This window comes from Amycolatopsis sp. NPDC049688 (assembly GCF_040674975.1).
Taxonomy (GTDB): Bacteria; Actinomycetota; Actinomycetes; order Mycobacteriales; family Pseudonocardiaceae; genus Amycolatopsis.
Genome location: NZ_JBFANY010000002.1, coordinates 861196 through 887081, shown reverse-complemented (window position 1 = coordinate 887081; position 25886 = coordinate 861196). Strand labels below are relative to the sequence as shown.

The following is a 25886-nucleotide window of genomic DNA, read 5'->3' as shown; positions in this document are numbered from 1 at the left end:
TAACCCCGGGGATAACTCAGGTTCCTGTGGACAACTGGTTTGAAACCCCCCGGGGTGTGGTATACGACCCGGCCCCTCAGAACAGCAGCTCCGCCACGGCGTAGATGACGAGCCCGGCGAGCGCGCCCACCACGGTGCCGTTGATCCGGATGAACTGCAGGTCGCGGCCCACCTGGAGCTCGATCTTGCGGGACGTCTCCTCCGCGTCCCACCGCTCGACCGTGTCGGTGATGATCGTGGTGATCTCCCGTGAGTAGTTCCGCACCAGGTACGCGGCGGCCCCCTCGACCCAGCCGTCGGCCTTCGACCGCAGCTGGTCGTCGGTGATCAGCCGCTGCCCCAGCGAGGTGAGCCCGAGCCGGACGCGCCGGCGAAGCTCGCTCGACGGGTCCTCAGCCGCGGTGAGCAGCATTTCCTTCGCCGTGCTCCACGCCGAGCCGATCAGCCGCTGCACCTCCTCGTGGTGCACGATCTGGCCCTTGACCTGTTCGGCGCGGGCCATCACGTCCGGGTTCGTCTGCAGGTCCTGGGCGAACTCGCCGAGGAACTTGTCCAGCGCCAGCCGCATCGGGTGGTTGACGTCGGTCTTCACCGCCCACGCGAAGGACAGCACCTCGCCGTAGACCTTGTCCGCGAGCATCTCGTCGACGAACTTCGGCGACCAGCTCGGCGCCCGGTCCGAGACCACGCGCAGCATCGTCGTGTGGTTGTCGCGGACCCACTCGTAGGCGCGGTCGCACATCAGGTCCACGAGCTTGTGGTGCGCGCCGTCGGCGAACACGCCCTGCAGGATCTTGCCCAGCGGCGGGCCCCACGGCTTGTCGATGATCCGCCGCGCGACGGCCTGCTCCATGATCGCCTGGATGTCCTCGTCGCGGAGGACCTTCACGGCGGCGCGGACGGCCGTGGCCAGCTCGGACGTCACGCGCTCGGCGTTGTCCGGCTCCGCGAGCCAGCCGCCGAGGCGGCGGGCGATCTCGACGCGCTTGAGCTTGTCGCGCACGACCTCCTCGGACAGGAAGTTCGAGCCGACGAAGTCGCCGAGGCTGTTGCCGAGCGCGTCCTTCTTGTTCGGGATGATCGCCGTGTGCGGGATCTTCAGCCCGAGCGGGTGCCGGAACAGCGCCGTGACGGCGAACCAGTCGGCCAGCGCGCCGACCATGCCGGCTTCGGCCGCGGCCCGCACGTAGCCGACCCAGCCCGGCCAGCCGGCCGACTGTGCCCAGCTGGTCAGCAGGAACACGAGCGTGGCGCCGAGCAGGAACGACAGCGCGACCAGCTTCATCCGGCGCAGCGCACGCCGCTTTTCCTCTTCACCGGCCGCGCCGCCCGGTGGGTCGGCGGGCGTCACCTTCGCGGGGGTCAGTTGCTCCACATCGCCATTGTCCGTGAGGATGGCTGATCGTGCGCGAACCTGCTCTCGTCCCCCGCCTCCGGCCGTTCACCTCGACCATCTTCGCCGAGATGACGGCGCTGGCCGTCAAGCACGACGCCGTCAACCTCGGCCAGGGCTTCCCGGACACCGATGGCCCGGACGGCATGCTCGAAGCGGCGAAGAACGCGCTGTTCGGGGGCGCCAACCAGTACCCACCCGGCCCCGGGCGGCCGGAGCTGCGGGCCGCGATCGCGCGGCACCGGCTGCGGTACGGCACCGAATACGACCCGGACACCGAGATCCTGGTCACCGCGGGCGCGACCGAGGCCATTGCGGCAGCGTTGCTGGCGCTGACCGAGCCCGGCGACGAGGTCATCGTCATCGAGCCGTACTACGACTCCTACGCCGCCGCGGTCGCCATGGCCGGCGCCGAACGGCGGGTCGTCGGACTGGTCGAGGGCCCCGACGGCCGGCTCGGTCTCGACGTGGAGGGTCTGCGCGCCGCGGTCACGCCGCGGACCAGGGCGATCCTGGTGAACTCGCCGCACAACCCGACCGGGACCGTGTTCACCCGGGCCGAGCTGGACGCGCTGGCCGCGCTGTGCGTCGAACACGACCTCATCGCGATCTGCGACGAGGTCTACGAGCACCTGGTCTTCGACGACGCGGAGCACATCCCGCTGGTCGCGCTGCCCGGCATGCGGCCGCGGACGGTGAGCATCTCGAGCGCGGGCAAGACGTTCAACTGCACCGGCTGGAAGATCGGCTGGGTCTGCTCGACGCCGGAGCTCGTCGCCGCGGTGAAGGCGGCGAAGCAGTTCATCACCTTCGTGTCGGGCGGTCCGCTGCAGCCGGCCGTCGCGTACGCGCTGGACCACGAGCTGCCCTGGGTCGACGGCCTCCGCGCGTCGCTGCAGGACAAGCGGGACCGGCTTTCGGCCGGGCTCGCGGACGCGGGGTTCGCCGTGCGGCCGACGGCGGGGACCTACTTCGTCTGCGTCGACGTGCGGCCGCTCGGGTTCGCCGACGCCGCCGACCTGGCGTGGGAACTGCCGGGCCGGGTGGGGGTGGCGGCGGTGCCGGTGAAGGTCTTCACCGATCACCCGGACGAGTGGAAACACCTGCTGCGTTTCGCGTTCTGCAAGCGCAACGAGGTGATCGACGAGGCCATCACCCGATTGCGCAAACTGGTCTGACGACCGCGCCCGGGTCGAGTAGACCCGTTCGCGGTCCGTTTCCGCGGCGGTACCGAGGGCGGGCGGGACGGCGGCCGGTCCTGGGGGCGCCGGGGCCGGCCGGGCGGCCGTCCACCACTTGCCGCCACCTGCCGTCACGCTCCGCAATCGACGTGATCGGCTTCCCGCGGCGGCTTCAGCAGCCGGAGACGTCCGCGGCGCGCGTCTCCGCCTGCCGACGCTTCGCCGCGCTTGACGCCGTCCGGCGTCGCCGGGACACCTGGTTCGCGATCACGGACCGCAGCCGGATTCCCCGCCGCCGCGAGGAAAACATTTCCGGCACAACACAACCGAAGCCGCGCGTGGAACCCGTTCGGCCCAGTGACCGTCCCACATCCCGGACGTATTTCCGGTCACTTGGCCGGAACCCGGGTGCGCCCACGGAACGGAACCGTGTCGGCACGCATCGCGATCGACACTCGGGAAACATCAGGTCAGCCCGCGCAGCGGCAAATGGCATCGCTCCTCCGAATGGCCGCAGCGAAGCACCCGAACGGCACTGAGAGTGATCAACTTTCCGGCCGCAGATGCCTTGCCCGGGAGGGCCGTTCCGCCTTGCGGGCTGGATCGAACGCGGGAGAGATGAAAGACTCCCGAGCGGTGCTAGAAAGAGTGCAGCCCCGGGGGAACTGCGACCTGGCCGGAGAAAGACACAGCAAGCACAGGCTCGACGCGAGAGCCTCAGGCGCGGACGGTGGTGGTGGCGGTGAGCAGCACGGCGGACGTGCGCCACGGCGCCCCCGCTCGGCCTGCCCTCACTCGGGGTGAAACCGCCTCGTACGCGCGCGTGCGAGCTCCGCGCCCGTGGGCGGCCTCCCTGCAGCGGCCCGCCGCCAAGATCCTGTTCGCCGGCGGCCTGACCCTCGCCGGCTGGCTGCTGGGCGCCGCGCTGACCGGCAGCACCGCGTCGGCCGCCGACGCGCCGACCTGCCCGGAAGCCCCCGCCGTTTCCACTGTGGACCCTGCCGCCCACCCCCTCCTGCTCGGCAGGCACCGCAAGAGCCACCACGAGACCGACGCCGCCGCGTGCCCGGTGCAGCCGAAGGCCGACACCGCCGAGCCGCCACCGGCCGAGGAGACCACAAAGGACACCGAGGTCCCGAAGGCCACGAGCAGCACCCCGGCCGAGACCACAAAGGACACCGAAGAGCCGGCTACCACGAAGGCCACGTCCTCCGGCGGCCTGGTCAACGGCCTGGTCGGCGGCACGCTCAACGCGGTCGGCGGCGTGGTCGGGACCACAAAGGACACCACGACGGCCGCGCCGGCCGGCGGTGGCCTGGTCGGCGGGCTCGTCGGCGGCGTCCTCGACGTGGTCGGCGGGACGGTCTCCACCGTCACGGGCACCCTCGGCGCCGTCACGGACACGGTCGGCACCCTGACGGACACGCTTTCCCACACCGTGCTCGCGCCGCTGACCCAGCCGTCCCCGAACTACCCGGGCGCGCCGGTGCTGCTGCCCCTCGACGACGTGCTGGGCCCGGTGCTCGGCAGCTCGAACCCCGGCGGCGTCACCACGACGGTGCCGGTCGTGACCATCACCGGCGTCACGCAGGCCACGGCCGTCGAGCCGGTCCAGGCCGCGGTCGCCACGACGGCGGCGGACCAGCAGGCCACCCGGTTCGCGGGCACGCACCTGGTCGTCCGGCACGCGGAATCGCTGCCTGCGGTCCAGGACCAGCCGCGCGACTCCGGCACCCACGCCACCACCGGCGGCGGCGACTCGACGCCCGGCCTGCCCGGCGGCACCACCGCCCCGAGCGCACCGGCCCCGACCGTCACCCCGGGCCACGACGGCCCCGGCGGCGTGCGCCACGCGTTCGCCGTCCACACCGACGACGTCACCACGACGCAGCTCAAGCTGATCGGCACCAGCCGCGACCACGAGGTCGACGGCGCCGGGCGGGAAGCCGCCCTCCCCACCACCTCTCCCGACTGACCCCGACCCGGGCAGCCGGGGACAAGTGCGCCCAAAACAAGATCGTTTGCGCGCGCCCGCACGCCGTCGAGGCGTGAGAATCCCCAGCTCCAGTACGTAATCCGTGGTTCTTTCACGTCTCGTGGCGCCGCCGCGCGCCCGACGTACCCCAGGGGCGAAAACCATGCGAAACCCCCGTCTTTCCGACCGGCCGACCGCGCCCGGCCGGGTCGGATCCCGGTCCCGGCGTCGCGCTGCCCCCGCGACGCCGGGACCCACACCGGGCGCGCTCCGGGAGTCCTTGCTCACCGCGCCGAGCGAGGACTCGCAGTACCGAGAGCGCACCTGAACCGCCGGCTTCCCGGCACGTCGAGGGGCGGTGCCGGGAAGCCGCGGTACCCGCGAACGGGGTCACGTCCGTGAGCGGGGGTGTGGAACAACGAACCGGTGCGCTGGATGCACCCGAACGCCGCCCATCCCTGGGAGCAGGCTCGCATCCAGCGCACCGGTTCGTTCATGCGATGGGCGCGTCCAGCGAGGCCGGCGTTCCCCGCACCGACGCCTCGGCCGCGCTCAGCCGGCGGATCGCCTCGTGGATCTTCTCCGGCGGCAACGCGAACGGCAGCCGGAGCCAGCGCTCCATGCCGCCGTGGACGCCGAACCGGGAGCCCGGCGCCACCTGGATCCCGTGGCTCGCCGCCGCCACCGCCAGCCGGGAGCTCACCGGTTCCGGCATCCGGCACCACAGCGACAGGCCGCCCTTCGGCGGGGTGAACGTCCAGTCCGGCAGGTGCTGCTCCACCGCGTCCGCCAGCGCGTCCCGATGTACCCGAAGCTCCGAGCGACGGCGGGCCAGCGCCGCCCAGCCGTCGGCCTCCAGCAGTTCCGAGAACACGACCTGCTCGAACACCGGTGAGCCGAGGTCCACGGCGTAGCGCGCCGAAACCAGCCGGCCGAGCAGGTCTTCCGACGCGCGGATCCAGCCCAGCCGCAGGCCGCCCCAGTGCGACTTCGACGCCGAGCCGACGCAGATCACCAGGTCGCCGCCGAACGCGGCCAGCGGCGGCGGCCCGTCCAGCGGGTCGCCTTCGAGGTCCAGCTCGACCAGCGTCTCGTCCACCACCACCGGCGTCCGGGCCCGGGCGAGGACCGCGCCGAGCCGTTCGCGGCCTTCGGCGTCCAGACGAAGGCCGGTCGGGTTCTGGAAGTCGACCACGAGGTACGCCAGCCGCGGTGACGCCTGGCGCAGCGCCGCGTCGATGCCGGCGATGTCCCAGCTGCGGGTGCCGGTCGGGTCGAGCGCGACCGGCACCGGGATGGCGTGCGCGGCGCGGATCGCTTCCAGGGCGTTCGGGTAGGTCGGCTGCTCGACCAGCACCCGGTCGCCCGGGCCGGTCAGCATCCGCAGGACCAGCACGAACGCGTGGTGCGCGCCGTTGGTGACCATGATCTGCGCAGCCGTCGTCGGCAGGCCGCGCTCGGTGTAGCGCCGGGCGATCTTCTCTCGCAGGCCCAGCAGGCCGCGCTCCTGGTAGCCGTGCTGCCCGAGGTGGTCGACGAGCGCGCAGCGGGCCGCGTCGACCGCCGCGACCATCCCGGGCGGAGCCGCCGGCGAGGCGTGGGCGAAGTCGATCAGGTCGTCGCCGTCCGGGACCACGGCGTCCCGGCGGCGCCGTCCGGGTGCGGTGATCCACGAACCGGCGCCCCGGCGGCTGGCGACGAATCCGTTCTCGCGCAGCCGGTCCAGGGCCGCGCCGATCAGCGTCCGGCTCGCCCCGAGCGCGTCGGCCAGCTCGCGCTCGGCGGGCAGCCGCGTGCCGAGCGGGAGCTGGCCGTCCAGCACCTGCAGCTCGATGGCCGCGGCCAGGTCCGCCGCGCCCTGCCGGGAGCCTTGGCGCCACGAGCCCAGCATGACGGCCAATCGCGGACCGGAGATGCGTCCACCCAGCGGGATCAGCGGTTCCATAAGACCAATATTCCAGAATTGGCTATGGTTTACCAGGCCACTCGCCGTCAATAGTGGGCACGTGGCTCAGATTGATCTCCGTCCCGTCCGGATCACCCGCAACCCCGCCCGGCGCAGCGTCCAGCTGCTCGCCGGGCTCGCCCTCTACGGCACCAGCGTCGCCATGCTCACCCGCGCCCACCTGGGGCTCGAGCCGTGGGGCGTGCTGGCCGAGGGCGTCATGAAGCACACCGGCCTGACGTTCGGCACGGTGACCGGCGTGATCTCGGTGGCCGTGCTGCTGCTGTGGATCCCGCTGCGCCAGCGCCCGGGGATCGGCACGGTGGCGAACGTCGTGGTCATCTCGGTGACCGTCGACCTGGTCCGGGCGGTGCTCCCGGACGCCCACGACCTCGGCTGGCAGATCGCGCTGCTGGCCGGCGGGGTCGCGCTGAACGGCTTCGCGACCGCCACCTACGTCGGCGCCCGGCTGGGCCCGGGCGCCCGCGACGGCCTGATGACGGGGCTCGCGGCGCGCACCGGCCGGTCGGTCCGGCTGGTGCGCACCGGGATCGAGGTCACCGTGGTCGTCGGCGGCTTCTTCCTCGGCGGGACGGTCGGCGTGGGCACCGTGCTCTACGCCCTCGCGATCGGCCCGCTCACCCAGGCCCTGCTGCCGCTGGTCGTGTGGCGCGAACGTCAGCCGGCCTTGCGCTCCTGAACGACCCGGCGCAGCGTCGCGTAGTCGGCGCCGCGCCGGGCGAGCACCTCTTCGGTGCCGCGCTGCTGCGCCAGCGCCAGCAGGATGTGCTCCTGCCCCAGGTGCTTGTCCCCCATCCGGACGGCTTCCTTGAGGCTCAGTTCCAGGGTCTTCTTCGACTGCGCGGTGAACGGCAGGTGCCCGCGCTTGGCCGGGCCCAGCCGTCCGGCCAGCGCCCCTTCGCCGTGGGTCTGCTCGACGCGTTCGACGATCTGCTCGACGTCGATGCCGAACTCGGTCAGGGCTTCGGCGTCGGCGTCGCTGACCCCGCCGCGGCGCCGGGTGCGGGCCAGCTCTTCGGCGATGTCGTCGGCGGAGACACCCACCGCGGTCAGCAGCGGGACGTCGGCCTTGACCAGCCCGGCCAGCAGGTGCACCGGCCCGATCTCCACCGACCCGGACTGCCGCGCCACGATCTGCGCCTCGACGACGGCCATCCGCGCCTCGTCCGTGAACCTCTCGAACATCAGTGCCTCCCGTACTTCTTGTGCACGGCCTGCCGGCTGACCCCCAGCTCGGCGGCGATCTCCTGCCACGACCAGCCGTGCACCCGCGCACTGCGCACCTGCACGGCCTCCAGTTGTTCCAGCAGCCGCCGGAGCGCGGCGACCGCACGCAGTCCCACCCGGGGATCGCGGTCACCGGCCCGGGCGGCCAGGTCCGTTGCTTCGGTCATGCTTGTCAACCTACGTTGACATCCGGCGCGTGTCAACTGCGGTTGACACGTTCAGCGCGAAGCCACCGGACGGGGGACGTACAGTCGGGTGATGCCCGAGATCGCGATCGCCGAACGGGCCGGGGTGGGCGCGGACGGCCACCCACGCCCCTCCGAGGACCACGTCGTCGTGCTGGACAACGCCGTACTGGTCCTCGACGGCGCCACCTCTTCGGACCCCTCGCAACCCCCGGGCGGCTGGTACGCCGAACGGCTGGCCAGGCGCCTCGCCGACGACCTGCGCGCCACCCCCGAAGCCGACCTGGCCGGCGTCCTGACCAGCGCGATCGCCGCGGTGACGACGGAAAACGACCTGCGCCCGAACCAGTCGCCGTCGAGCACCGTCGCCGCCGTGCGCTGGGCCGGCGACCGCGTCGACGCGCTCGTGCTGGCCGACAGCCCGGTGGTCGGCTTCGGCGGCTTCGGGGTCGACGTCGTCTCGGACGACCGGCTCGCCCGGCTGCGACGGCGCGGGATGCTGCAGACCGGCGCCGACGTCCGGCGCCGGCGCAACGCCCACGACGGCTTCTGGGTCGCCGAAGCCGATCCGGGCGCCGCCGCGCACGCAGTCCGGCGCAGCTGGCCGCGGGCCGAGGTCGACGCCGTCCTGCTCGCCAGCGACGGCGTCTCCATCGGTGTCGACCAGTACGCGCTGTTCGGCTGGCCGGAGGTCCTGGCGACCGCCCGCGCCGACGGCCCCGACGCCGTTCTGGACGCCGTCCGCACCGCGGAGAAGCAGGATCCGGACGGCGACCGCTGGCCCCGGCCGAAGCGCCACGACGACCAGGCGCTCGTCCTGGTCGACTTCACCTCCGGGGGAATTCAGGGTCTTCCCTGATCACGGGCGTGCCGCCCGGGCGGGAACCTGGACGGCATGGGGATGGAACAGGGGAAACGCACCAGACCGTGGCGGCTCGTCGCGCTGGGCGCGATCGGGTGGGGCCTCTTCACCGCCGTGGTGCTGCACATCGTCAGCTCGCGCAACCCGGTGTACGACACGCTGTCGAGCTACACGGTGACCGACCGCGGCGAGGGGATGCTCGCGGCGAGCGTGCTGTCGCTGGCCGTCGGGTCGCTCGCGGTGCTCGGCGCGCTGCAGGTCGCCGGGGTACCGCTGTCGCGGACGACCCGGCTGCTGCTCGCGTTGTGGGCGCTCGGGCTGGCCGCGGCCGCGATCTTCCCGGCGAGCTACCCCGAGGCGCCGGACCCGGTGAGCGGGGAAATCCACCTCTACGCGTGCCTGGTCGCCTTCTGCAGCCTGCCCGGCGCGGCGATTTCGCTGCTGGAGCCGCTGCGGGGCCGGCCCGAACGCGCCGCGCTGGTCCAGGCGATCCGGCTGTCCGCGGGGGCGTTCGCGCTGTTCGCGCTGAGCTTCCTGTTCGTGCGGCTGAGCGAGGCCGGGATCGAGCCGTTCCGCGCGGTCTCCGACGCCTTCCCGATCGGCGTCATGCAACGGCTGCTGCTGCTCGCCGACGTCGTGCTGCTGGGCACGCTGCTGTGGCTCGCGACCCGGCTCGAGTCAGCCTTCGACGGCCGCCGCGAATTCGGGCGCGTAGCCGTACAGGCCGGGCATGCCGCCGGTGTGCAGGAACACCACGTGGTCATCCGGGGCGAAGTGGCCGGCCCACTCGACCAGCGCGGCGGCCACCTTGCCGGTGTAGACCGGATCGAGCACCACGCCCTCGGTGCGCCCGAAGAGCCGTAGGGCGTTCCAGACGGCGTCGGTCGGGATGCCGTAACCGGGGCCGAGCGTGGAGTCGCCCAGTCTCGCGTGCGTGAACGGCGGCGGTTCGACGCCGAGGAGTTTGGCCGCGCCGCCGACGAGTTCGTGGAGGTTCTCCGTGGCCTCGTCGAGCGGGTGGCTGACGCAGGCGATGCCGACGCCGAGGCCGCCGAGGAGCCCGGCGGCCAGCGTCACCCCGGCCGCGGTGCCGCCGCTGGCGTGCGGGACGACGAGGTGGGCGCGCTCGATGCCGCGTTCTTCCAGCTGTTTCGCGAGTTCGTGCGTGGCGCGGACGTAGCCGAGGGCGCCGAGGTCGTTGGAGCCGCCCACCGGGACGGTGAAGGCCTTCCGCCCCTCGGCGGCTGCTTCGGCGACGAGCCGGTCGTAGGTGCGGCCGGTCTCTTCGCCGTCCGCGCAGACGTGGACGTTCGCGCCGAACAGCTTGTCGAGCGGGATGTTGCCGCCGCGTTCGTACGCGTCGCCGTCGCGCGGGACCTTCGCGGTGAGGACGAGTTCGCAGCGCAGGCCGAGCTTCGCGCACGCGGCGGCGGTCTGGCGGCCGTGGTTGGTCTGGAGCGCGCCGAAGGTGATCACGGTGTCCGCGCCGGCCGCCTTGGCCGCACCGAGGTGGTATTCGAGCTTGCGGAGCTTGTTGCCGCCGGCGCCGAGCGGGTGGACGTCGTCGCGCTTGAGCCAGAGGTTGCGCAGGCCGAGCGCTTCGCCGAGCCGGGGTGCCTGGTGCAGCGGCGTCGGCCAGCCGCCCAGGTCGACGCGGGGGATGGCGGCGAGTGCGGCATCGGGGAACCCGGCGAAGTCGAACGTCATGGGCCCCAGTCTGCCGCACGGGTGGCCGGAGACCGCCAGTATCCGGTAACGTTCGTTCGAACGAACGAGAACCCGGGAGGTGCCATGACCGCCACGAGCCTCGACTTCACCGGTCTCGCCGCGCAGGCCGCGCAGCTCGCCGCGGGCGAAGTCACCTCCGCCGAGCTCACGGCGACCGCGCTCGGGCGCGCGCACGCGAGCCAGCCCACGCTCAACGCCTTCAAGCACCTGCGCGACGACGCCGCTCTCGCCGAAGCGGCCGAGGCGGACCGGCAACTGCGGGCCGGCGAGCGGAAACCTCTGCTCGGCGTGCCGGTCGCGATCAAGGACGACGTCGACCTCATCGGCCTGCCCACGTCGTTCGGCTGTGCCGGCGAATTCCCGTGCGCCACCTCTGATGCGCCCGCCGTCGCGCTGCTGCGCGCGGCCGGAGCGGTGATCATCGGCAAGACGAACACCCCCGAGCTGGGCCAGTGGCCGTTCACCGAAGGCCCGGCCTTCGGCGTGACGCGCAACCCGTGGCACCCCGGCCACACCCCCGGGGGTTCTTCGGGCGGGAGCGCGGCCGCGGTGGCGTCGGGGGCCATCGCGGCCGCGCTCGGGTCCGACGGCGCCGGCTCGGTGCGCATCCCGGCCGCGTGGACCGGGCTCGTCGGCATCAAGACCCAGCGCGGCCGGATCCCGACCGACGGCGAACTGTTCCACGGCCTGACCGTGCTCGGCCCGCTCGCCCGGACCGTCGAAGACGCGGCCCTGCTCCTCGACGTCGTCGCGGACACCGGGAGCACGTTCCGGACCGCCGCGGCCCGCGAACCCGGCCGGCTGCGGATCGGGCTGTCGACGCGGATCCCGTTCACCGCCACCAAGACCCGGCTCGACCCGGTCGTCGAAGCTTCCGTGCGCCGGCTCGCCGAGTCACTGGCCGGGCTGGGCCACGAGATCGTCGAGGTCGAACCGGACTACGGGCTGATCGGGCTGACGTTCCTGCCGCGCTCGCTCACCGGCGTCCGCGACTGGACGCTGCGGGTGCCCGACCGGACCGGGCTCGACCCGCGCACCCGCAGCAACGCCGGCCACGGCCGCCTGCTGGCCGGGCCCGCACTGCGGCTGGCGCGGGCCCTCGAGCCGGGCCTGCACCGGCGGATCGGCTCGGTGTTCGGCCGCGTCGACGTCCTGCTGACGCCGACCACCGCGACCCCGCCGCCGCCGATCGGGACGTTCGACGGGCTGTCCGGCTGGGAGACCGACCAGGCCATGATCGCCGCCTGCCCGTACGCTTGGCCGTGGAACGTGCTGGGCTGGCCGGGGGTCAACGTCCCGGCCGGGCTGACGGCCGGCGGGCTCCCGCTCGGGGCCCAGCTGCTCGGCCCCTCGCACGCCGAGGAGCGGCTGATTTCGCTTGCCGCGCAACTGGAAGAGGTCGAACGGTGGCCGGAGCGGCATCCCGAGACAAGCTGGTAAGCACCCGGGACGCCATCCTGCGCGGCGCGCTGACCGTCGTCGGCGAGCACGGCGTCGGCGGGCTGACGAACCGCCGGATCGTCGCCGCCGCCGGGGTTTCGCTCGGCACGCTGACCTACCACTTCCCCAGCCAGACGGCGTTGCTGCGCGAGGCGATGCTGCTGTTCGCCGAGGAGGAGACGGCGAAGCTCGGCGCGATCGTCGACGGCTACCGGTCGGAGGGGCTGAGCCTCGAGCAGGCGGCTTCGGTGGTCGAGCACGTGATCGCACAGCTCCCGTTCGGGGCCGACGAGCTCGGCGCGCACGAGCTGTACCTGCAGTCCGCGCGGGATCCGGAGCTGCACGAAGCTTCGTCGCGCTGCTTCGCGGCGTACGACGAGCTGGCGGTGACGATCCTGGCGGCGCTGGGCGTCCCGGAGCCGCGGCGGCTGGCCGGGCCGGTGGTGGCGCTGATCGCCGGGTTGCAACTGCGCCGGCTGGCGACGGGCGAGACGGACACGCCGGTGGCCGAGCCCCTGATGATGCTCATCCGCGGCGCTTGATGGCCCCGCCGGTCGTCCGCGGCACGGCGGCGTGGCGGTACTTCGGCGACGTCCGCGACGCGCTCCTGGCCGGTCAGGTGCTGGTGCTGCAGGTGGCGCACCCGGTCGTCGCGGCGGGCGTGCGGGACCATTCGGACTACCGGTCGGATCCCTGGACGCGCCTGATGCGGACGGTGGCGTCGCTGTCGATCTACGTGTACGGAGGGACGGCGGGCGCGCAGGTGGAGGCGGCGCGGCTGCGGTCGCTGCACCGGTCCTTCACGGGCTCTTCGGGCGGACGGCGGTACAGCGCCCTGGATCCGGCGGCGTATGCGTGGGTACACGCGACCCTGGTGAAGGCTCCGGTCGACGCGCAACGGTTTTTCGGCGTGCCACTGTCCGATGTGGAGCTTGAGGAGTACTACGCGCAGATGTGCGGCATCGGGCGGCTGCTCGGGGTCCGGGAGCGGGATCTGCCGCCGGACTGGGCGGCGTTCGAGCGGTACTACGACGCGATGGTGGCGGGTTTCGGGTCCAATCCGACGATCGAGACGCTGCTGGAGACGTTCCGGACGGTGCCGAAGCCGGTGGCGTGGCTGCCGGATTCGTGGTGGCGGGCGGTGCAGTGGGGGCAGCTGTTCTTGATCCGGGCGACTTTGCCGCCTCGGTTGCGTGCTGCTTTGGGTCTGCAGTGGACGGACGCGGATCAGCGGCGGTTCGCGCGGTTTGCGGCTTGCGTGCGGGTGGCGGGCAGGCCGATCCCGGCTTGGTTGCGGACGGCGCCGATGCGGTGGGTGGGGAAGCTCAACGTGTGGTTCCGTGCGCACCCGAAGGTTTACGAGCGGCTGATCGGCGGCAACGGCCCCGGCTCGGCGCAAGGGGCGTGAGTGTTCAGGCGAGTTAGAACTCGCCTGAACACTCACGACCCCGCGCGCCGGCAAGCCGAACTCGCGTGACTGCAGCCGCAACTCGCGTGATTGGGCGGGCATCACGCGTGACTGAAGGGGCATCACATGTGATTGGCGGGTCGACGCGGGGTTGGCGAGGGTGGTCAGCCTCGGGTGGGCCCGCGGGGGCGCCCCCCGGGTCCAGCGTATCGGCCGCCTATGACAAAACTGGCGGCCGCGGAGCGTGCTAGGCCGGGTTGTCCACATCTCGCCTTGCCTGTGGACCGGTGCGGGCGTAGTGGGCTCGGGCCTTCGCGCGGTTTCCGCAGCGCGCCATCGAGCACCACTGGCGGTTCCGCCGCGGTGAAGCGTCGCAGAACCGCAGGCCGCAGTCGTCCGCCGCGCAGATCCTGACCTCTGCCTCGCTGGTCGCCAAATCGATCGCGTCCGAAGCGAGGGCCGCGAACGCCGCCGCCACCGGGTCCTTCGGGGCCGGGACCTCCCGGCGCAGGGAACCGCCCGCCAAGGCCAGGCGCGGCGGGGGTGCCGGCGCCGAGGCCGCCGCGTTGTTGACCAGCTCGACGTCCATCTCCGACGGCTCCTCGGGCGGCAGCAGCACCCGGTCGATCGCCTCCCGCAGCGCCTTCGCCGCCAGCACGTTGCCCGCCGTCACCGGCACCCGGCCCGTCGTGAACCCCGCCAGCGCGAGCCACTCCGCCAGCGCGTCCGGGCCGGTCAGCAGCTCCACGCCCTCCTCGTGCCTGCTGCGCATCGTGTTGACGAGGTCGAGGCACGGCCGTCCGCCGTCGAAGACCCACTCCATGCCACCACTCTAACCCTTGAAGACAGTTAGAAGCAGCGCTACCGTCTAACCCTATGAACCGGTTAGACAACATCGCCACCGTGAACGGCATCCGCATGCACTACCTCCGAGCCGGCGACGGCCCGCCGCTGTTCCTGCTGCACGGCTGGCCGCAGACGTCGCACTGCTGGCACAAGGTCCTCCCGAAGCTCGCCGAGACGCACACCGTGATCGCCCCCGACCTGCGCGGGTACGGCCGCACCGACAAGCCGAAGTCCGGCTACGACAAGCGCACGATGGCCGCCGACGTCGCCGCGCTCGCCGAGCACCTCGGGTTCGCCACCACCGCCGTCGTCGGGCACGACCGCGGCGGCCGCGTCGCCCACCGCTGGGCCCTCGACCGCCCGGACCAGGTCGAACGCCTCGCCGTGCTCGACATCGCGCCCACCCGCGCGATGTGGCAACGCCTCGACGCCGGCATCGCGAAGGCGTACTGGCACTGGCTCTTCCACCTGCAGCCCGACCTGCCGGAACTGCTCGCCGGCCAGAACATCGCCGGCTACCTCGGCTACTTCTTCGAACGCTGGACCCACCAGCGCCACGCCCTCGACGCCGAAGCGCAGGCCGAGTACGTCCGCGCCTTCTCCCAGCCCGGAGCGCTCCGGGCCGGCTTCGACGACTACCGCGCCTCCTTCCCCGACGACGCCGAACTCGACGACGCCGACTTCGAAGCCGGAAAGCGCCTCACCCAGCCCCTGCTCGCCCTCTGGGGCGCGAACGGCCTGCTCGGCACGCTCCCCACGCTCGACATCTGGCGCGAGTACGCGGACGACGTCACCGGCGAAGCCCTCGCCGAGTGCGGTCACTTCCTCCCCGAGGAACAACCCGAAGAAACCGTCGCCCACCTGCGGCGATTCCTGCGGCCCTGAGATTCCCGGGGGCACCGGTCCCCCGCACTGGGGACCGGCTTTCCCTCGGCGCCGTGACGCCCGCCACCGGTTACGCCGGTTAGGTTCGGCCCACCATGGGGACCAAACCGAAACTGGCGCTGCTGATGCTGCTGGCCGTCCTGGGGATCACGGCCGGCAGCGGGACCGCGCACGCCGACGGCGCGCCGTCCGGCGCCGACGTCCAGGTGGCGCAGACGCTCGGCGCCCGCGAACTGACCGTGATCATCCGCCGGGTCGCCACGACGCCGTCGCCGCTGCGGGTCGACGTCGTGACGCACCGCGGCACCGCGCCCGGCACGCTGCACCTGACCGCCGCGGCCGACGGTGTCACGGTGTCCCGCGCCGACGTCGTCCTCGGCGCCGAACCCGGGATGTACGCGGGAAATCTCCAAGTCGACAAACCGGGCCCGTGGGAACTGACGCTGAGCGACGGCGCCGGGCCGCCGGCGACCATCCCGTTCCTCGTGCCCGCGCGGGTGGTGCCGCCGTGGGAGAAGGCGACCTACGGCGGGTTCGTCGCCGCGGGAGCCTTCCTGCTGCTGGCCCTGATCGTCGGTGTGCGCGCCAGGAAGACGGCGTTCGCGCTGATCCCGGCGGGTGGCGCGGTCGCCGCGATCGCCGTCGCCGTCACCGGCGCGCTGCTGTCGGCGAGCACCCCGCCGCCACCCGCGCCCGGCAGCCTGCTCGACCCGACGTTCGACAACGTCACCGACCCCTACGCCAGCGCCCAGCTGTCTACTGTGGACTATTCACGCCCGCCGGTGAACCTCGCCGTCGAAGCCGAGCAGGACAACCTGCAGCTCGGCCTCACCGACGGCGCCACCGGACGCCCGGTCGACGACCTGCTGGTCCACGACAACGCCCTCATGCACCTGGTGCTGGTTTCGCCGTCCGGACGGATGAGCCACCTGCACCCGGTGCGCGTCGGCCCCGGCGACTACCGCGTCCGCCTCGCCGACCCGGAGGCGGGCACGTACGCCGTCGCCGCGGAACTCGCCCGGCGCGGTGGCGGCGTCCAGCTCGTCCGGTCCACAGTGGACATGAAGGGCACCGCCGCACCGGCCCCCGAACCACCCGCCGCCGGCCCGCGGACGATCGACGGCACGCCGGTCGACCTCACGATCACCCCCGGCCCGCCCGCCACCATCACCGCGCACTTCCCCGCCCGCGACCTCCAGCCGTGGCTGGGCATGCTCGGCCACCTGATCATCACCGGCCCGTTCACCGGCCCCGCCGGCGAAGGCGCCGCCAAGGCCCCGACGTGGGCGCACGTCCACGCCATGATCCCGCCGGTCGCCGGCCAGGCCGACCGTCCCGATGAGACGGTCGCCGCGTACGGGCCGGACGTCGCCTTCACCTACACCTTCGCCACGCCCGGCCGGTACCGGATCTGGCTGCAGGCCGAACGCGGCTACCAGGTGCTCACCGTCCCCGCCGTGGTGGACGTCCCGGCGACCGGAGCCGGCCGGTGAAACGCCCGACCGTGCTGATCGCCGTGGTCGCGCTGGTCGTCGCGGCCGGCGCCGCGTGGCTGCTCTGGGGCGGCGGCGGCGCGAAACCCACCACGCAGCAGGCCGTTTCCGGGCCCTACACCGTGCAGTTCTCCGCGGACCGGCCGCGGATCGGCGGCAACACGTTCGCGGTGGCGGTGACCGGGCCCGCCCCCGACACCGTCACGGTCGCGCCGGTCATGGCGCAGATGGGGCACGCGCTGACACCGGTGCCCGCCGGGCCGGACGGGCCCGGCCGCTTCCGCGCCGCGGACGTCGGGCTGCCGATGGCCGGGCAGTGGGAGATCACCGTCGCGCTGACCGGCCCCGGCGGGCCGGCTCAAGTCGTCTTTCCGTTGTTGGTCAAGTAGAAGGAGGGGGAATGGATCTCACCGCATCGGGCGTGCACACCGCGGCCGTGGCGAAACCGGCGCGCACGGGGTTGCTGCCGGCGAACGTCGTCCTCGGCGGGTCGCTGCTGTCGCTGGTCGGGCTCACCTGGGACATCCAGTGGCACAGCGACGTCGGGCCGGACACGTTCTTCACGCTGCCGCACCTGTTCCTGTACGCGGGCAGCGCGGTCGTCGGCCTCGCGAGCCTCGCCGTCGTGCTGCTGACGACGGCGGCGCGGCGCGCGGGACGGCCGGTCGACCCGCGGGTCGGCGGGCGCGTGGTCAACGTCTTCGGCCGGACGTTCGCCGCGCCGCTGGGCTACCTGGTCTCCGGCGTCGGCGCGGCGACGTTCCTGCTGTACGGGCTGTGGGACCAGTGGTGGCACGGGCTCTACGGCTTCGACGCGGTCATCGACTCGCCGCCGCACATCGGGCTGCTGCTGTCGATCACGGTGTCCCTGATCGGCACGACCGCCGTGTTCGCCGCGGCGCGCGAACACCGCTGGGGCTGGCTCGGCACGGTGGCGTCGCTGGCCGTGCTGCTCACCTTCGGCCCCGTGCTGGCGCTGGGGTTGCAGCAGGTGCCGGACGACTACGCCGACGCCGTCTCGATCGGGACGTCGATGATGGCGGTGCTGCTGGTCGCGGTCGGTGCCGGGTTCCTCCGCCGTCCGGGCGGGGCGGTCGGCACGGCGGCGCTGGTCGCGGCCATCCAAGCGCTCTTCTGGTGGTTCTCGCCGTGGGCGGCGCGGGCGTACGCGGACCTCGTCGGCCTGCCGATGCGCGACGCGATCTCCGGGGTGCCGGAAATGCCGTCGCTGGCGCCGATGGCGCTGCTGCCGGTGGCCGCGCTGATGGAGCTGGGCTACCTGGCCGGCCGGCGCCGGGGGTGGCCTGCGGGCCGCGTTTCGGTCGTCGTCGGCGGGATCGCCGGGCTGCTGATCGGGCTGAGCCTGCCGGTGCAGCGGACCCTGCTCTACACCGGCGCGCACCTGCCGCCGGCCTGGTACCTGACGACGACCGCCGTGCTCAGCGCGGCGCTGGGGCTGCTCGGCGGGTTCGCCGGGTGGCGGTTCGGCGGGATGCTCTGCCTGCTGGCACCCGCGAAGAAGGGGGAAACCGCTGATGCGTAAAGCACTTATGGCCTTCGCGGCCGTCGCCGGGCTGTTGTTCGCCACCGCGGCACCGGCGAACGCCTACGAGCCGGTGAACATCGTGCACACCGAGCGGGTGCAGGCCGGGCCGTACGGCCTGACCGTCGGGTTCAGCACCTGGCCGCTGAAAGCCATGCAGTCACTGGACTTCACCTTCATCCCCGACGGCGGGATCGAGGACAAGTCCGGCCGGCTCACGATGCTCGGCCCCGGCGGCACGCAGCGGCGCGCCCAGCCGCTCGTGCGGCACCCGCGCAAGCGGGAGGTCTGGGGGCTGGACGTCCGGTCGCTGCCGCAGCCGGGCGACTGGACGTTGCGCTTCACCGTCAACGGCCCCGCCGGGTCCGGCACCGGCGAGCTGCGTTCGCTGCCGGTGCTGGACCAGCCGGGGCCGCCGATGGGGGTGAGCTGGGCGATCAGCACGCTGCCGCTGATCGGGCTCGTGGTGCTGGTCGTGGTGGCGTGGCGCCGGACCCGCGGCCGGTTGCGAGGCGGGGAGCTTCCGGCGATCGGGTGAGATTCCGCTCACATTCGGCGCTCGGACGTATCCGGGGCGTCGTGGAGGCCTCCTTCACCGCAGGACGGGAAGGGGGCCTCCACCATCTTTTCTCCACGAGCAGCCGGACGGACGGGCTCAGGCGGGCAGGTCGAACTGCCCGGCCTTGACCGCGATCAGGAACGCTTCCCACTCGGCGGTGTCGAAGACGAAGACGGGGCTGGTGGTGAGCTTGGTGTCGCGGACGCCGATCAGGCCGTCCCGGCCGAGGTTGACCTCGACGCAGCTGCCGCCGTTGGGCTCGCTGGCGAACGACTTCTCCCAGGCGGCCTCTTCGAACATAGACACGGCCGTGTTCGGATCGTAATCCGCGAACGACGGATAATCCGCCATGGGTCGTACCTCCGAGGATCGATGGGGTCGCGGCCGCGAACTGGTCTGAATGCACCCGCTCCCGGCTACTCAGTGTCTCAATGGCGCAAGCCACAGGGCCAAGCGGGTGATCAACTAGCTCCGGCCTCGACATGAAGATTATTCCAGGAGTAGGATTAATCGCATCGGCCGGGGCGCCGGCGTCGGTGAATGACTGCCTGCTCGCGGCGGGCGGTCGTCGACGCGGGTCGAAGTGCCGGAATGACCAGCCCCGGGCCGGATAAACCAAGCCGCCGCACGACCTCATGGGGGAGGATCAGCGTGATCGTCGAGGACAGGCCACACGTCTCCGGACGCGCCGCCACCGCCACGACCGGGCTGATCCGCGCGCACCTGACCGGCGGCGAACCCGCCCGGTCACCGCGACGAGAGCTGGGGGTGTAGACGATGGCCGTCCGGGTGAACTCGCTGTTCCGCCGGGAGGACGAAGAACACCGTGGCCGCCGGGGCATCGGCAACGAGCTGCGGAACCGCTTCGGGTTCAGCCTGATCCAGGCACCGCTGCGCAAGACGACGACGTGGGCGACGGACCAGGACCTGCCGCTGCGCCGCCACTCCGACGGGGTCCGGACCACCCGCCCGCTGGAGGCGTCGATCGACCTGACGCCGCTGCTGCGCGGCCGCCTCGGCTCCCGCGTCTAGGAGTTTCCGGGGGTCCGGGTGGCGGAGCCCGGGCCCGGGGCGAAGCCCCGGTTGTCACTGTCCTGGCTTTTCGGGGGTCCGGGTGGCGGAGCCCCCGGCCCGGGGCGGAGCCCCGGTTGTCACAGTCCTGAACTGCCGTACCACCACCGAGAGCCCCGGTTTCCTGCGGAACCGGGGCTCTTTCCGTGCCGGGCTACGGTTTCCGGAGCAGCAGGCTGCCGTGCCGCATCGGCCGCTCCCCCGTCACCGGCTCGCGGTACACCCGTCCCACCTCGGCAAAGCCCGCCGCAGCCCCGAATCCGGCCAGTTCGTCCATCGGCCAGCAGTAGGCCGTCGTCACCTTGTGGTCGAACGGCGTCAGCGGGCCACCCCCGGATTCGAAGCACCCCAACAGAACGTGACCGCCGGGTGCCAACATCCGGGCGAATTCGGCGAACTGCGCCGGCACTTCCGCCGGCGGCGTGTGGATCAGCGAGTACCACGACAGGATCCCGCCCAGTGACGCGTCGGGCAGGTCCAGCGCCGCCATCGAACCCACGTCGAACCGCAGGTCCGGATGGGCCGCCCGGGCGAGCTCGACCATCGCCGGGGACAGGTCGACGCCGAAGCTGTCGAGCCCGAGCGAACGCAGGTGCGCCGTCAGGTGGCCGGGCCCGCAGCCGAGGTCGGCGACCGGGCCGCGGCCGCGGACGGAATCCGCGAACGCGGTCCACACCGCCCGCTCGAGTGGGTGGTCGTCCCAGATCCCGGCGACGAATTCGGCGTACTGGACAGCGACCGCGTCGTAGGCGGCGGCCGTCACGGCTTGCGGCCGAGGCCGCAGAGGTGCCCGACGAACGCCGGGTCGTTCGCGAGCTTCTTCGTGGCCTTGGACTCGATCTCCTCGGGGTGCCACTCCGGCAGGTAGACGATGCCGGGCTCGACGAGCTCCAGCCCTTCGAAGAACGTCGTGAACTCCGCCCGGGTGCGCAGGTGCAGCGGCGTGCTCGACTGGTTGTACTGCTTCATGATCGACTCGCGGCTGTCCGCGTCGGCCATCTCCTGCAGATCGTCGCTCGTCAGGTGCGAGGACAGGAAGTACGAGCCGGACGGCAGCAGCGACAGGTACTTCCGGATGGTCTGGGCCACCGGCTCGTCGGGGCCGAGGAAGTACAGGACGCCGACCATGATCAGGCCGATCGGGCGGTTCGGGTCGAGGACGCCGGTGTCGAGCGCGCGCTTCCAGATGTCGGCCGGGTCGCGCAGGTCGCCCTGCAGCACCGCGTGCCGGTCCGCGATCCCCTCCTGCTCCAGCAGGATCTGCGAGTGGGCGACCGCGACCGGCTCGTTGTCGACGTACACGCACCGGGCGTCCGGGTTGACGTCCGTCGCGACCTCGTGGACGTTGCCGACCGTCGGGACGCCGGAGCCGAGGTCGAGGAACTGGTCGATGCCGTTGCGCGCCAGGTACCGGACGCCGCGGCCGAGGAAGTCGCGGCCGGCCCGGGCGACGGTCTTGATCATCGGGAAGGTCTTGACGGCCTGCTCGCCGAACTGGCGGTCGATGGCCCAGTTGGCGTCGCCGCCGAGGAACCAGTCGTAGATGCGGGCCGCGTTCGGCCGGTCCAGGTCCACGCCTTCCGGTGCTTCGGGGTCCTGCGTAGTCATTGCGTCCTCCAGGCTTTGCGGCCGACACCGCCGACCACGCTCGCGAGGGGGACCGTGGCGGCGCCGGGCTCCGGGCGCCACTCTCCCACAGGCACGATCCCGGGCTCGACGACGTCGAAGTTACCGAAGAACGCGGCGATCTCGTCGAGGGATCGGGAAACCGCGGGCGAACTCGACCGCTCGGACAGCTTCACCAGCCGCCGGATCTGCTCCAGCTCTTCGCCTTCGACGCCGGATTCGGTCGCGTGCGAAAGTACGTACGCCGACCCGGGCGCCAGGAGCGTCCGGTAGTCGCGGATGGCTTCGCGGACGCCCGTGACGTCCGGCAGGAAGTGCAGCACCGCCACGGTGAGCAGGCAGATCGGCCGGTCCGGGTCGAGCACGCCGGTCGCCAGGGCGGCGTCCCAAACCTCTTCGGCGTCCCGCAGGTCGGCGTGCAGCACGGCGTGCCGGTCCGGGTCGCCGGCTTCCTCGAGCAGCATCCGCCCGTGCGCGACGGCCACCGGTTCGTGGTCGACGTAGACGCAGCGGCTGTCGTCGGCGTAGTCGTCGGCCACCTCGTGCACGTTGCCGGCCGTCGGGATGCCGGAGCCGAGGTCGAGGAACTGCGTGATGCCCTCGGCGAGGCAGTAGCGGACGGCCCGGCCGAGGAAGTCGCGGTTGTTGCGGGCGAGGACCTTCGCCAGCGGGAACGCCTGCACCGCCTGCTCGCCGTACTGCCGGTCGATGGCCCAGTTCGCGGTGCCGCCGAGCGCCCAGTCGTAGATCCTCGCCACGTTCGGGCGGTCGAGATCGATGGCTTCGGGGAGGAAGTCGGGGTCCACGATGTCCCCTTCGGGCGGGCAACTTCCGGTGGTTTCAAGCGCAACAGAGTGACTCTACCGAAAGTTGTTCACAGGTCGGGACAGCTGACGCCGCCATTCGCCCTATTGGAGCTGCTGCATCTGCGCGCGGTAACCCTCCGCGAGCTCCTTCAGGAACTGCCGGGTCTCCTGGCGCTCCAGCGCGGCTCCGCGGAGCCGGTCCCACGAGTCGACGAAGATGTTGAAGTCCTTGACGTCGTCGAGGTACAGGCCGCCGGCGGAGTGCTCGATGTAGACGAAGTCGCGCGTGCGGTCCGGGAACCGCATGATCGTGAAGTCGTTGGGCACCGCGGCCAGCCGCGCGCCGAACGGCAGTACGTGCACGTAGACGCGCGGGTGCTTCTCCAGCGAGAGCAGGTGCTCGACCTGGTCGAGCATCACCGCGGGCGCGTACCCGCCGGGCGCCCGGCGCAGCGCGCCTTCGCTGATGATGAACCGGTAGTACGGCGGCTGCTGCTGCTCGAACACGGCCTTGCGGTCGAGGCGGTTGCGCACCAGCGACGTCACGTCCGTCGCGCCGGCCTCGGTGAACTGCTTGAGCATGTAGTGCTCGGACTGCAGCGGGCCCGGGATGCGCTCACCGTGCCAGGTGAGGATCTCCGCGGCCGCGGGCTCCAGGTCGGTGAAGGTGCGGAACCAGTGCGGCACCACCGAGCGGTAGCCGGACCAGTGGCCGCGCTGCCCGGCGGCGGCCCGCGCCAGGTTCATCAGCGTGTCGGCCTCTTCGCCGTTGATCCCGAACGCGTTCAGCATGGATCGCACATCCCCGAGCTTCACCCCGACGGCACCGGACTCGATCTTGTTGACCTTGCCCTGGGTGCAGCCGAGGACCTCGGCGACCTGCTGCTGTGTCATCCGCGCCGCGGTGCGGGCATGCCGGAGCTCGTTCCCGAGCTGCTTCCGGCGCGAGGTGACGGTGCTGGCCATCGCCCTGCTCTCCCGGACCACTACCAAGCGACGACGGCCACCGGCCGCCGTCGCACGCGAACTATCGAACCCACCCAGGTTAGTGCTTCACCTTGCGGATCTCGATGATGACATCGCGCAGCGTTCCAGGAAACGCCGCAGAATGCCAGTCACCTGCGCTATCACTCGCCTGGACCAGTGAAATTCCGAATTATTCGGCCAACCGGCGGAGCCCCCTCTCGGGCATAGTGACCCCGTGACCGATCGCTCCCCATCCGCCGCCGCCGTCACCCGGCTGGCCGACCGGGTCCACGGCTACGTCCAGCCGGACGGCTCCTGGTACATCAACAACTGCGGGTTCGTCGACGCCGGCGACCACACCGTGCTCATCGACACGTGCTCGACCGAGCGCCGCACGCGGGCGCTGCTCGAGGCGGTCGAAGGCGCCACCGGCAGCCCGGTGACGACGCTGGTGAACACCCACCACCACGGTGACCACACCAACGGCAACTACCTGGTCGCGGGCGCGGCCGTGGTCGGCCACCGCAAGACCCGCGAGCTGATGGTCGCCGAGGGCATCCAGAAGTTCGAGGGCATCTTCGTCGGCAGCGACTGGGGCGCGCTGGAGTCGCGGCCGCCCGAGATCGTCTTCGACGACCGGCTGACCGTGCACGCCGGCGACGTCGAGCTCCAGCTGATCCACCCCGGCCACGCGGCCCACACGACCAACGACGTGCTGGTGTGGCTGCCCGCGCAGCGCGTGCTCTACGCCGGTGACCTGGTGTTCCACGGCGGCAGCCCGTTCGCGCTGATGGGCTCGGTGGCCGGCTGGCGCAAGGGCCTCGACATCATCCGCGAGCTGGAACCGGAGGTGATCTTGCCTGGTCACGGCGGCCCGTGCGGGCTCGACATCGTGGACAAAGTGGACGAGTACCTCGCCTTCGTCCAGAAGACAGCCGAGCGCGGGAAGGCCGCCGGGCTGTCCCCGCTGGAGCTGGCGAAGGAGACCGACCTGGGTGACTTCGCGTCACTCAGCGAACAGGAGCGGCTGCCGGGGAACCTGCACCGCGCGTACGCCGAGCTCGACGGCGCCGAGTGGGGCGCCGACATCGACCTCGTCGCGGCGATCACCGACATGCTCGCCTTCAACAAGGGGCCGATCCGCTGCTTCTCCTGAACTAGGTGAGCTGCTCCTCCGTGCCCTCCCTTGAGGCGTCGATCGGACTAGGGTCTGAATCGAGAGAGTTCTTCGGAAGGATTCGGATGAGCAAGAAGGCGAGCATCGGGGTCACCGGCCTGGCGGTCATGGGCCGCAACCTGGCCCGCAACCTGGCCCGGCACGGCCACACGGTGGCCCTGCACAACCGGTCCGAGGAGCGGACCCGCGCGCTGGTGGAGCAGTTCGGCGACGAGGGCGACTTCATCCCGGCGTACTCCGCGCAGGAGTTCGTCGACGCGCTGGAGCGGCCGCGGCAGGTCGTGATCATGGTCAAGGCGGGCGGCCCGACGGACGCCGTCATCGAGGAGTTCGCGCCGCTGCTCGAAGAGGGCGACGTGATCATCGACGCCGGCAACGCGCACTTCGCCGACACGCGCCGCCGCGAGAAGGCGCTGCGCGAGCGCGGGCTGCACTTCGTCGGCAGCGGCGTCTCCGGCGGCGAGGAGGGCGCGCTGCACGGGCCGAGCATCATGCCCGGCGGCTCGAAGGAGTCGTACGAGTCGCTCGGGCCGCTGTTCGAGGACATCTCGGCGAAGGTCGACGGCGAGCCGTGCTGCACGCACATCGGCGCGGACGGCGCCGGCCACTTCGTGAAGATGGTGCACAACGGCATCGAGTACGCCGACATGCAGCTGATCGCGGAGTCGTTCGACCTGCTCCGGCACGCGGGCGGCTACGCACCCGCCGAGATCGCCGACGTGTTCCGCACCTGGAACACCGGGCGGCTCGACTCCTACCTGATCGAGATCACCGCCGAGGTGCTCGCGCACGTCGACGGTTCTTCGGGCAAGCCGTTCGTGGACGTCGTCGAGGACGCCGCCGAGCAGAAGGGCACCGGCCGCTGGACCGTGCAGATCGGCCTCGACCTGGGTGTCCCGATCTCGGGCATCGCCGAAGCCGTCTTCGCGCGTTCGCTGTCCGGGTCCAAGTCGCTGCGCGCGGCGGCCCGCGGCCTCGGCGGCCCGTCGGCGGCGCCGCTGTCGGGTTCGTCCCTGGAGCGCTTCGCCGACGACGTCGAGCAGGCGCTGTACGCGTCGAAGGTCGTCGCGTACGCGCAGGGCTTCAACCAGATCCAGGCCGGCGCGACCGAGTACGGCTGGGACATCGACCTCGGCAAGGTCGCCTCGATCTGGCGCGGCGGCTGCATCATCCGCGCGAAGTTCCTGAACGACATCACCGCGGCCTACGCCGACGAGCCGGAGCTGCCGACGCTGCTGACGTCGGGCGGCTTCCGCAAGGCGGTCGAGGACGCGCAGGACTCGTGGCGCTCGGTGATCTCGACGGCGGTCAAGCTCGGCATCCCGACGCCGGGCTTCTCGACGGCCCTGGCCTACTACGACGGCCTCCGCGCGGACCGGCTGCCGGCCGCGCTGGTCCAGGGCCAGCGGGACTTCTTCGGCGCCCACACCTACCGCCGCGTGGACCGCGAAGGCTCGTTCCACACGGCCTGGGCCGCCGACGGCCGCCCGGAATCCGACGCCTGACGGCGAACGGGCCCTCCGCCGGGAGGGCCCGTTCGCGTTTCCGG

At 72.1% G+C, this 25886-nt stretch carries 27 protein-coding genes and 1 pseudogene; 17 read left to right on the top strand and 11 right to left on the bottom strand.

The window, feature by feature from the left end:
* Window positions 1-76: 76 nt before the first annotated feature.
* Window positions 77-1375: a DUF445 domain-containing protein gene (locus tag AB0J55_RS10280; RefSeq protein ID WP_364245485.1), complete on the bottom strand. Its 1299-nt coding sequence runs from the start codon at window positions 1373-1375 to the stop codon at window positions 77-79.
* A gap of 29 nt (window positions 1376-1404) precedes the next feature.
* Between AB0J55_RS10280 and AB0J55_RS10275 the strand changes: the two genes are divergently transcribed.
* Together AB0J55_RS10275 and AB0J55_RS10270 are read left to right on the top strand one after the other, a co-directional pair.
* Entirely contained in the window at window positions 1405-2571 is a 1167-nt protein-coding gene (locus AB0J55_RS10275) for a pyridoxal phosphate-dependent aminotransferase (protein ID WP_364245483.1), read from the top strand.
* 826 nt (window positions 2572-3397) lie between these two features.
* The gene (locus AB0J55_RS10270; protein ID WP_364245480.1) at window positions 3398-4549 is read left to right on the top strand and encodes a hypothetical protein; all 1152 of its coding nucleotides are present in this window, start codon (window positions 3398-3400) and stop codon (window positions 4547-4549) included.
* 493 nt (window positions 4550-5042) lie between these two features.
* On the opposite strand, the gene AB0J55_RS10265 is transcribed toward AB0J55_RS10270, so the two are convergent.
* Window positions 5043-6494: a PLP-dependent aminotransferase family protein gene (locus tag AB0J55_RS10265; RefSeq protein WP_364245477.1), complete on the bottom strand. Its 1452-nt coding sequence runs from the start codon at window positions 6492-6494 to the stop codon at window positions 5043-5045.
* Between the two features lie 61 nt (window positions 6495-6555).
* Between AB0J55_RS10265 and AB0J55_RS10260 the strand changes: the two genes are divergently transcribed.
* Entirely contained in the window at window positions 6556-7194 is a 639-nt protein-coding gene (locus tag AB0J55_RS10260; RefSeq protein WP_364245475.1) for a hypothetical protein, read from the top strand.
* Here AB0J55_RS10260 and AB0J55_RS10255 read toward each other — a convergent pair.
* Complete coding sequence (locus AB0J55_RS10255; protein WP_364245472.1) at window positions 7173-7700, bottom strand: Clp protease N-terminal domain-containing protein; 528 nt, start codon at window positions 7698-7700, stop codon at window positions 7173-7175. The genes AB0J55_RS10260 and AB0J55_RS10255 overlap by 22 nt on opposite strands.
* Entirely contained in the window at window positions 7700-7909 is a 210-nt protein-coding gene (locus AB0J55_RS10250; protein WP_004559389.1) for a sigma factor-like helix-turn-helix DNA-binding protein, read from the bottom strand. Before AB0J55_RS10250 ends, AB0J55_RS10255 begins: the two co-directional genes overlap by 1 nt.
* 91 nt (window positions 7910-8000) lie before the next feature.
* Between AB0J55_RS10250 and AB0J55_RS10245 the strand changes: the two genes are divergently transcribed.
* Both AB0J55_RS10245 and AB0J55_RS10240 read left to right on the top strand, forming a co-directional pair.
* A complete protein-coding gene (locus AB0J55_RS10245) occupies window positions 8001-8786 on the top strand; it encodes a protein phosphatase 2C domain-containing protein (RefSeq protein WP_364245470.1) in 786 nt (261 codons plus the stop codon).
* 36 nt (window positions 8787-8822) lie between these two features.
* A pseudogene (locus AB0J55_RS10240) lies at window positions 8823-9389 on the top strand (DUF998 domain-containing protein); the annotation flags it as partial.
* Window positions 9390-9467: 78 nt separating this feature from the next.
* On the opposite strand, the gene AB0J55_RS10235 reads toward AB0J55_RS10240, so the two are convergent.
* The gene (locus tag AB0J55_RS10235; RefSeq protein ID WP_364245468.1) at window positions 9468-10496 is read right to left on the bottom strand and encodes a D-cysteine desulfhydrase family protein; all 1029 of its coding nucleotides are present in this window, start codon (window positions 10494-10496) and stop codon (window positions 9468-9470) included.
* Between the two features lie 84 nt (window positions 10497-10580).
* Here AB0J55_RS10235 and AB0J55_RS10230 point away from each other — a divergent pair, with 84 nt between their 5' ends.
* From AB0J55_RS10230 to AB0J55_RS10220, 3 genes are read left to right on the top strand one after another with little or no spacing between them, the layout of a single operon-like run.
* Window positions 10581-11957 (top strand): amidase, encoded by a 1377-nt coding sequence (locus tag AB0J55_RS10230; RefSeq protein WP_364245465.1) that lies wholly within the window; start codon window positions 10581-10583, stop codon window positions 11955-11957.
* Entirely contained in the window at window positions 11924-12499 is a 576-nt protein-coding gene (locus AB0J55_RS10225; RefSeq protein WP_364245462.1) for a TetR family transcriptional regulator, read from the top strand. Before AB0J55_RS10230 ends, AB0J55_RS10225 begins: the two co-directional genes overlap by 34 nt.
* Entirely contained in the window at window positions 12499-13365 is an 867-nt protein-coding gene (locus tag AB0J55_RS10220; protein ID WP_364245459.1) for an oxygenase MpaB family protein, read from the top strand. Before AB0J55_RS10225 ends, AB0J55_RS10220 begins: the two co-directional genes overlap by 1 nt.
* Before the next feature lie 247 nt (window positions 13366-13612).
* Here AB0J55_RS10220 and AB0J55_RS10215 read toward each other — a convergent pair whose 3' ends face one another.
* Window positions 13613-14188: a CGNR zinc finger domain-containing protein gene (locus AB0J55_RS10215; RefSeq protein WP_364245456.1), complete on the bottom strand. Its 576-nt coding sequence runs from the start codon at window positions 14186-14188 to the stop codon at window positions 13613-13615.
* Window positions 14189-14241: 53 nt separating this feature from the next.
* Between AB0J55_RS10215 and AB0J55_RS10210 the strand changes: the two genes are divergently transcribed.
* The 5 genes from AB0J55_RS10210 to AB0J55_RS10190 all read left to right on the top strand — a co-directional run bounded on the left by AB0J55_RS10210 (window position 14242) and on the right by AB0J55_RS10190 (window position 18670).
* Window positions 14242-15096, top strand: a complete 855-nt coding sequence (locus AB0J55_RS10210; protein WP_364245454.1) for an alpha/beta hydrolase — start codon at window positions 14242-14244, stop codon at window positions 15094-15096.
* Window positions 15097-15191: 95 nt separating this feature from the next.
* Complete coding sequence (locus tag AB0J55_RS10205; protein WP_364245451.1) at window positions 15192-16589, top strand: hypothetical protein; 1398 nt, start codon at window positions 15192-15194, stop codon at window positions 16587-16589.
* Entirely contained in the window at window positions 16586-16978 is a 393-nt protein-coding gene (locus AB0J55_RS10200) for a FixH family protein (protein WP_364245448.1), read from the top strand. The genes AB0J55_RS10205 and AB0J55_RS10200 overlap by 4 nt, the downstream gene beginning before the upstream one ends.
* Window positions 16979-16989: 11 nt before the next feature.
* Complete coding sequence (locus AB0J55_RS10195; RefSeq protein ID WP_364245446.1) at window positions 16990-18132, top strand: hypothetical protein; 1143 nt, start codon at window positions 16990-16992, stop codon at window positions 18130-18132.
* On the top strand, window positions 18125-18670 hold the full coding sequence (locus tag AB0J55_RS10190; RefSeq protein ID WP_364245443.1) for a hypothetical protein: 546 nt from the start codon (window positions 18125-18127) through the stop codon (window positions 18668-18670). Before AB0J55_RS10195 ends, AB0J55_RS10190 begins: the two co-directional genes overlap by 8 nt.
* 117 nt (window positions 18671-18787) lie before the next feature.
* On the opposite strand, the gene AB0J55_RS10185 is transcribed toward AB0J55_RS10190, so the two are convergent.
* The gene (locus AB0J55_RS10185) at window positions 18788-19042 is read right to left on the bottom strand and encodes a DUF397 domain-containing protein (RefSeq protein ID WP_103354900.1); all 255 of its coding nucleotides are present in this window, start codon (window positions 19040-19042) and stop codon (window positions 18788-18790) included.
* Window positions 19043-19342: 300 nt separating this feature from the next.
* Here AB0J55_RS10185 and AB0J55_RS10180 point away from each other — a divergent pair, with 300 nt between their 5' ends.
* Together AB0J55_RS10180 and AB0J55_RS10175 are read left to right on the top strand one after the other, a co-directional pair.
* Window positions 19343-19465, top strand: a complete 123-nt coding sequence (locus AB0J55_RS10180; protein ID WP_364245441.1) for a hypothetical protein — start codon at window positions 19343-19345, stop codon at window positions 19463-19465.
* Window positions 19466-19468: 3 nt separating this feature from the next.
* Entirely contained in the window at window positions 19469-19723 is a 255-nt protein-coding gene (locus AB0J55_RS10175; RefSeq protein ID WP_364245438.1) for a hypothetical protein, read from the top strand.
* Between the two features lie 193 nt (window positions 19724-19916).
* On the opposite strand, the gene AB0J55_RS10170 is transcribed toward AB0J55_RS10175, so the two are convergent.
* The 4 genes from AB0J55_RS10170 to AB0J55_RS10155 form a co-directional block, all read right to left on the bottom strand.
* Window positions 19917-20525: a class I SAM-dependent methyltransferase gene (locus AB0J55_RS10170; RefSeq protein WP_364245435.1), complete on the bottom strand. Its 609-nt coding sequence runs from the start codon at window positions 20523-20525 to the stop codon at window positions 19917-19919.
* On the bottom strand, window positions 20522-21370 hold the full coding sequence (locus tag AB0J55_RS10165) for an SAM-dependent methyltransferase (RefSeq protein WP_364245433.1): 849 nt from the start codon (window positions 21368-21370) through the stop codon (window positions 20522-20524). Before AB0J55_RS10165 ends, AB0J55_RS10170 begins: the two co-directional genes overlap by 4 nt.
* Window positions 21367-22194, bottom strand: a complete 828-nt coding sequence (locus tag AB0J55_RS10160) for an SAM-dependent methyltransferase (RefSeq protein ID WP_364245430.1) — start codon at window positions 22192-22194, stop codon at window positions 21367-21369. The genes AB0J55_RS10165 and AB0J55_RS10160 overlap by 4 nt, the downstream gene beginning before the upstream one ends.
* A gap of 102 nt (window positions 22195-22296) precedes the next feature.
* On the bottom strand, window positions 22297-23160 hold the full coding sequence (locus AB0J55_RS10155) for a helix-turn-helix transcriptional regulator (RefSeq protein WP_013222333.1): 864 nt from the start codon (window positions 23158-23160) through the stop codon (window positions 22297-22299).
* Between the two features lie 235 nt (window positions 23161-23395).
* Here AB0J55_RS10155 and AB0J55_RS10150 point away from each other — a divergent pair, with 235 nt between their 5' ends.
* A complete protein-coding gene (locus AB0J55_RS10150) occupies window positions 23396-24316 on the top strand; it encodes an MBL fold metallo-hydrolase (protein WP_364245428.1) in 921 nt (306 codons plus the stop codon).
* Between the two features lie 86 nt (window positions 24317-24402).
* Window positions 24403-25842: an NADP-dependent phosphogluconate dehydrogenase gene (gene gndA / locus AB0J55_RS10145; RefSeq protein WP_364245425.1), complete on the top strand. Its 1440-nt coding sequence runs from the start codon at window positions 24403-24405 to the stop codon at window positions 25840-25842.
* The last annotated feature ends 44 nt before the right edge of the window (window positions 25843-25886 follow it).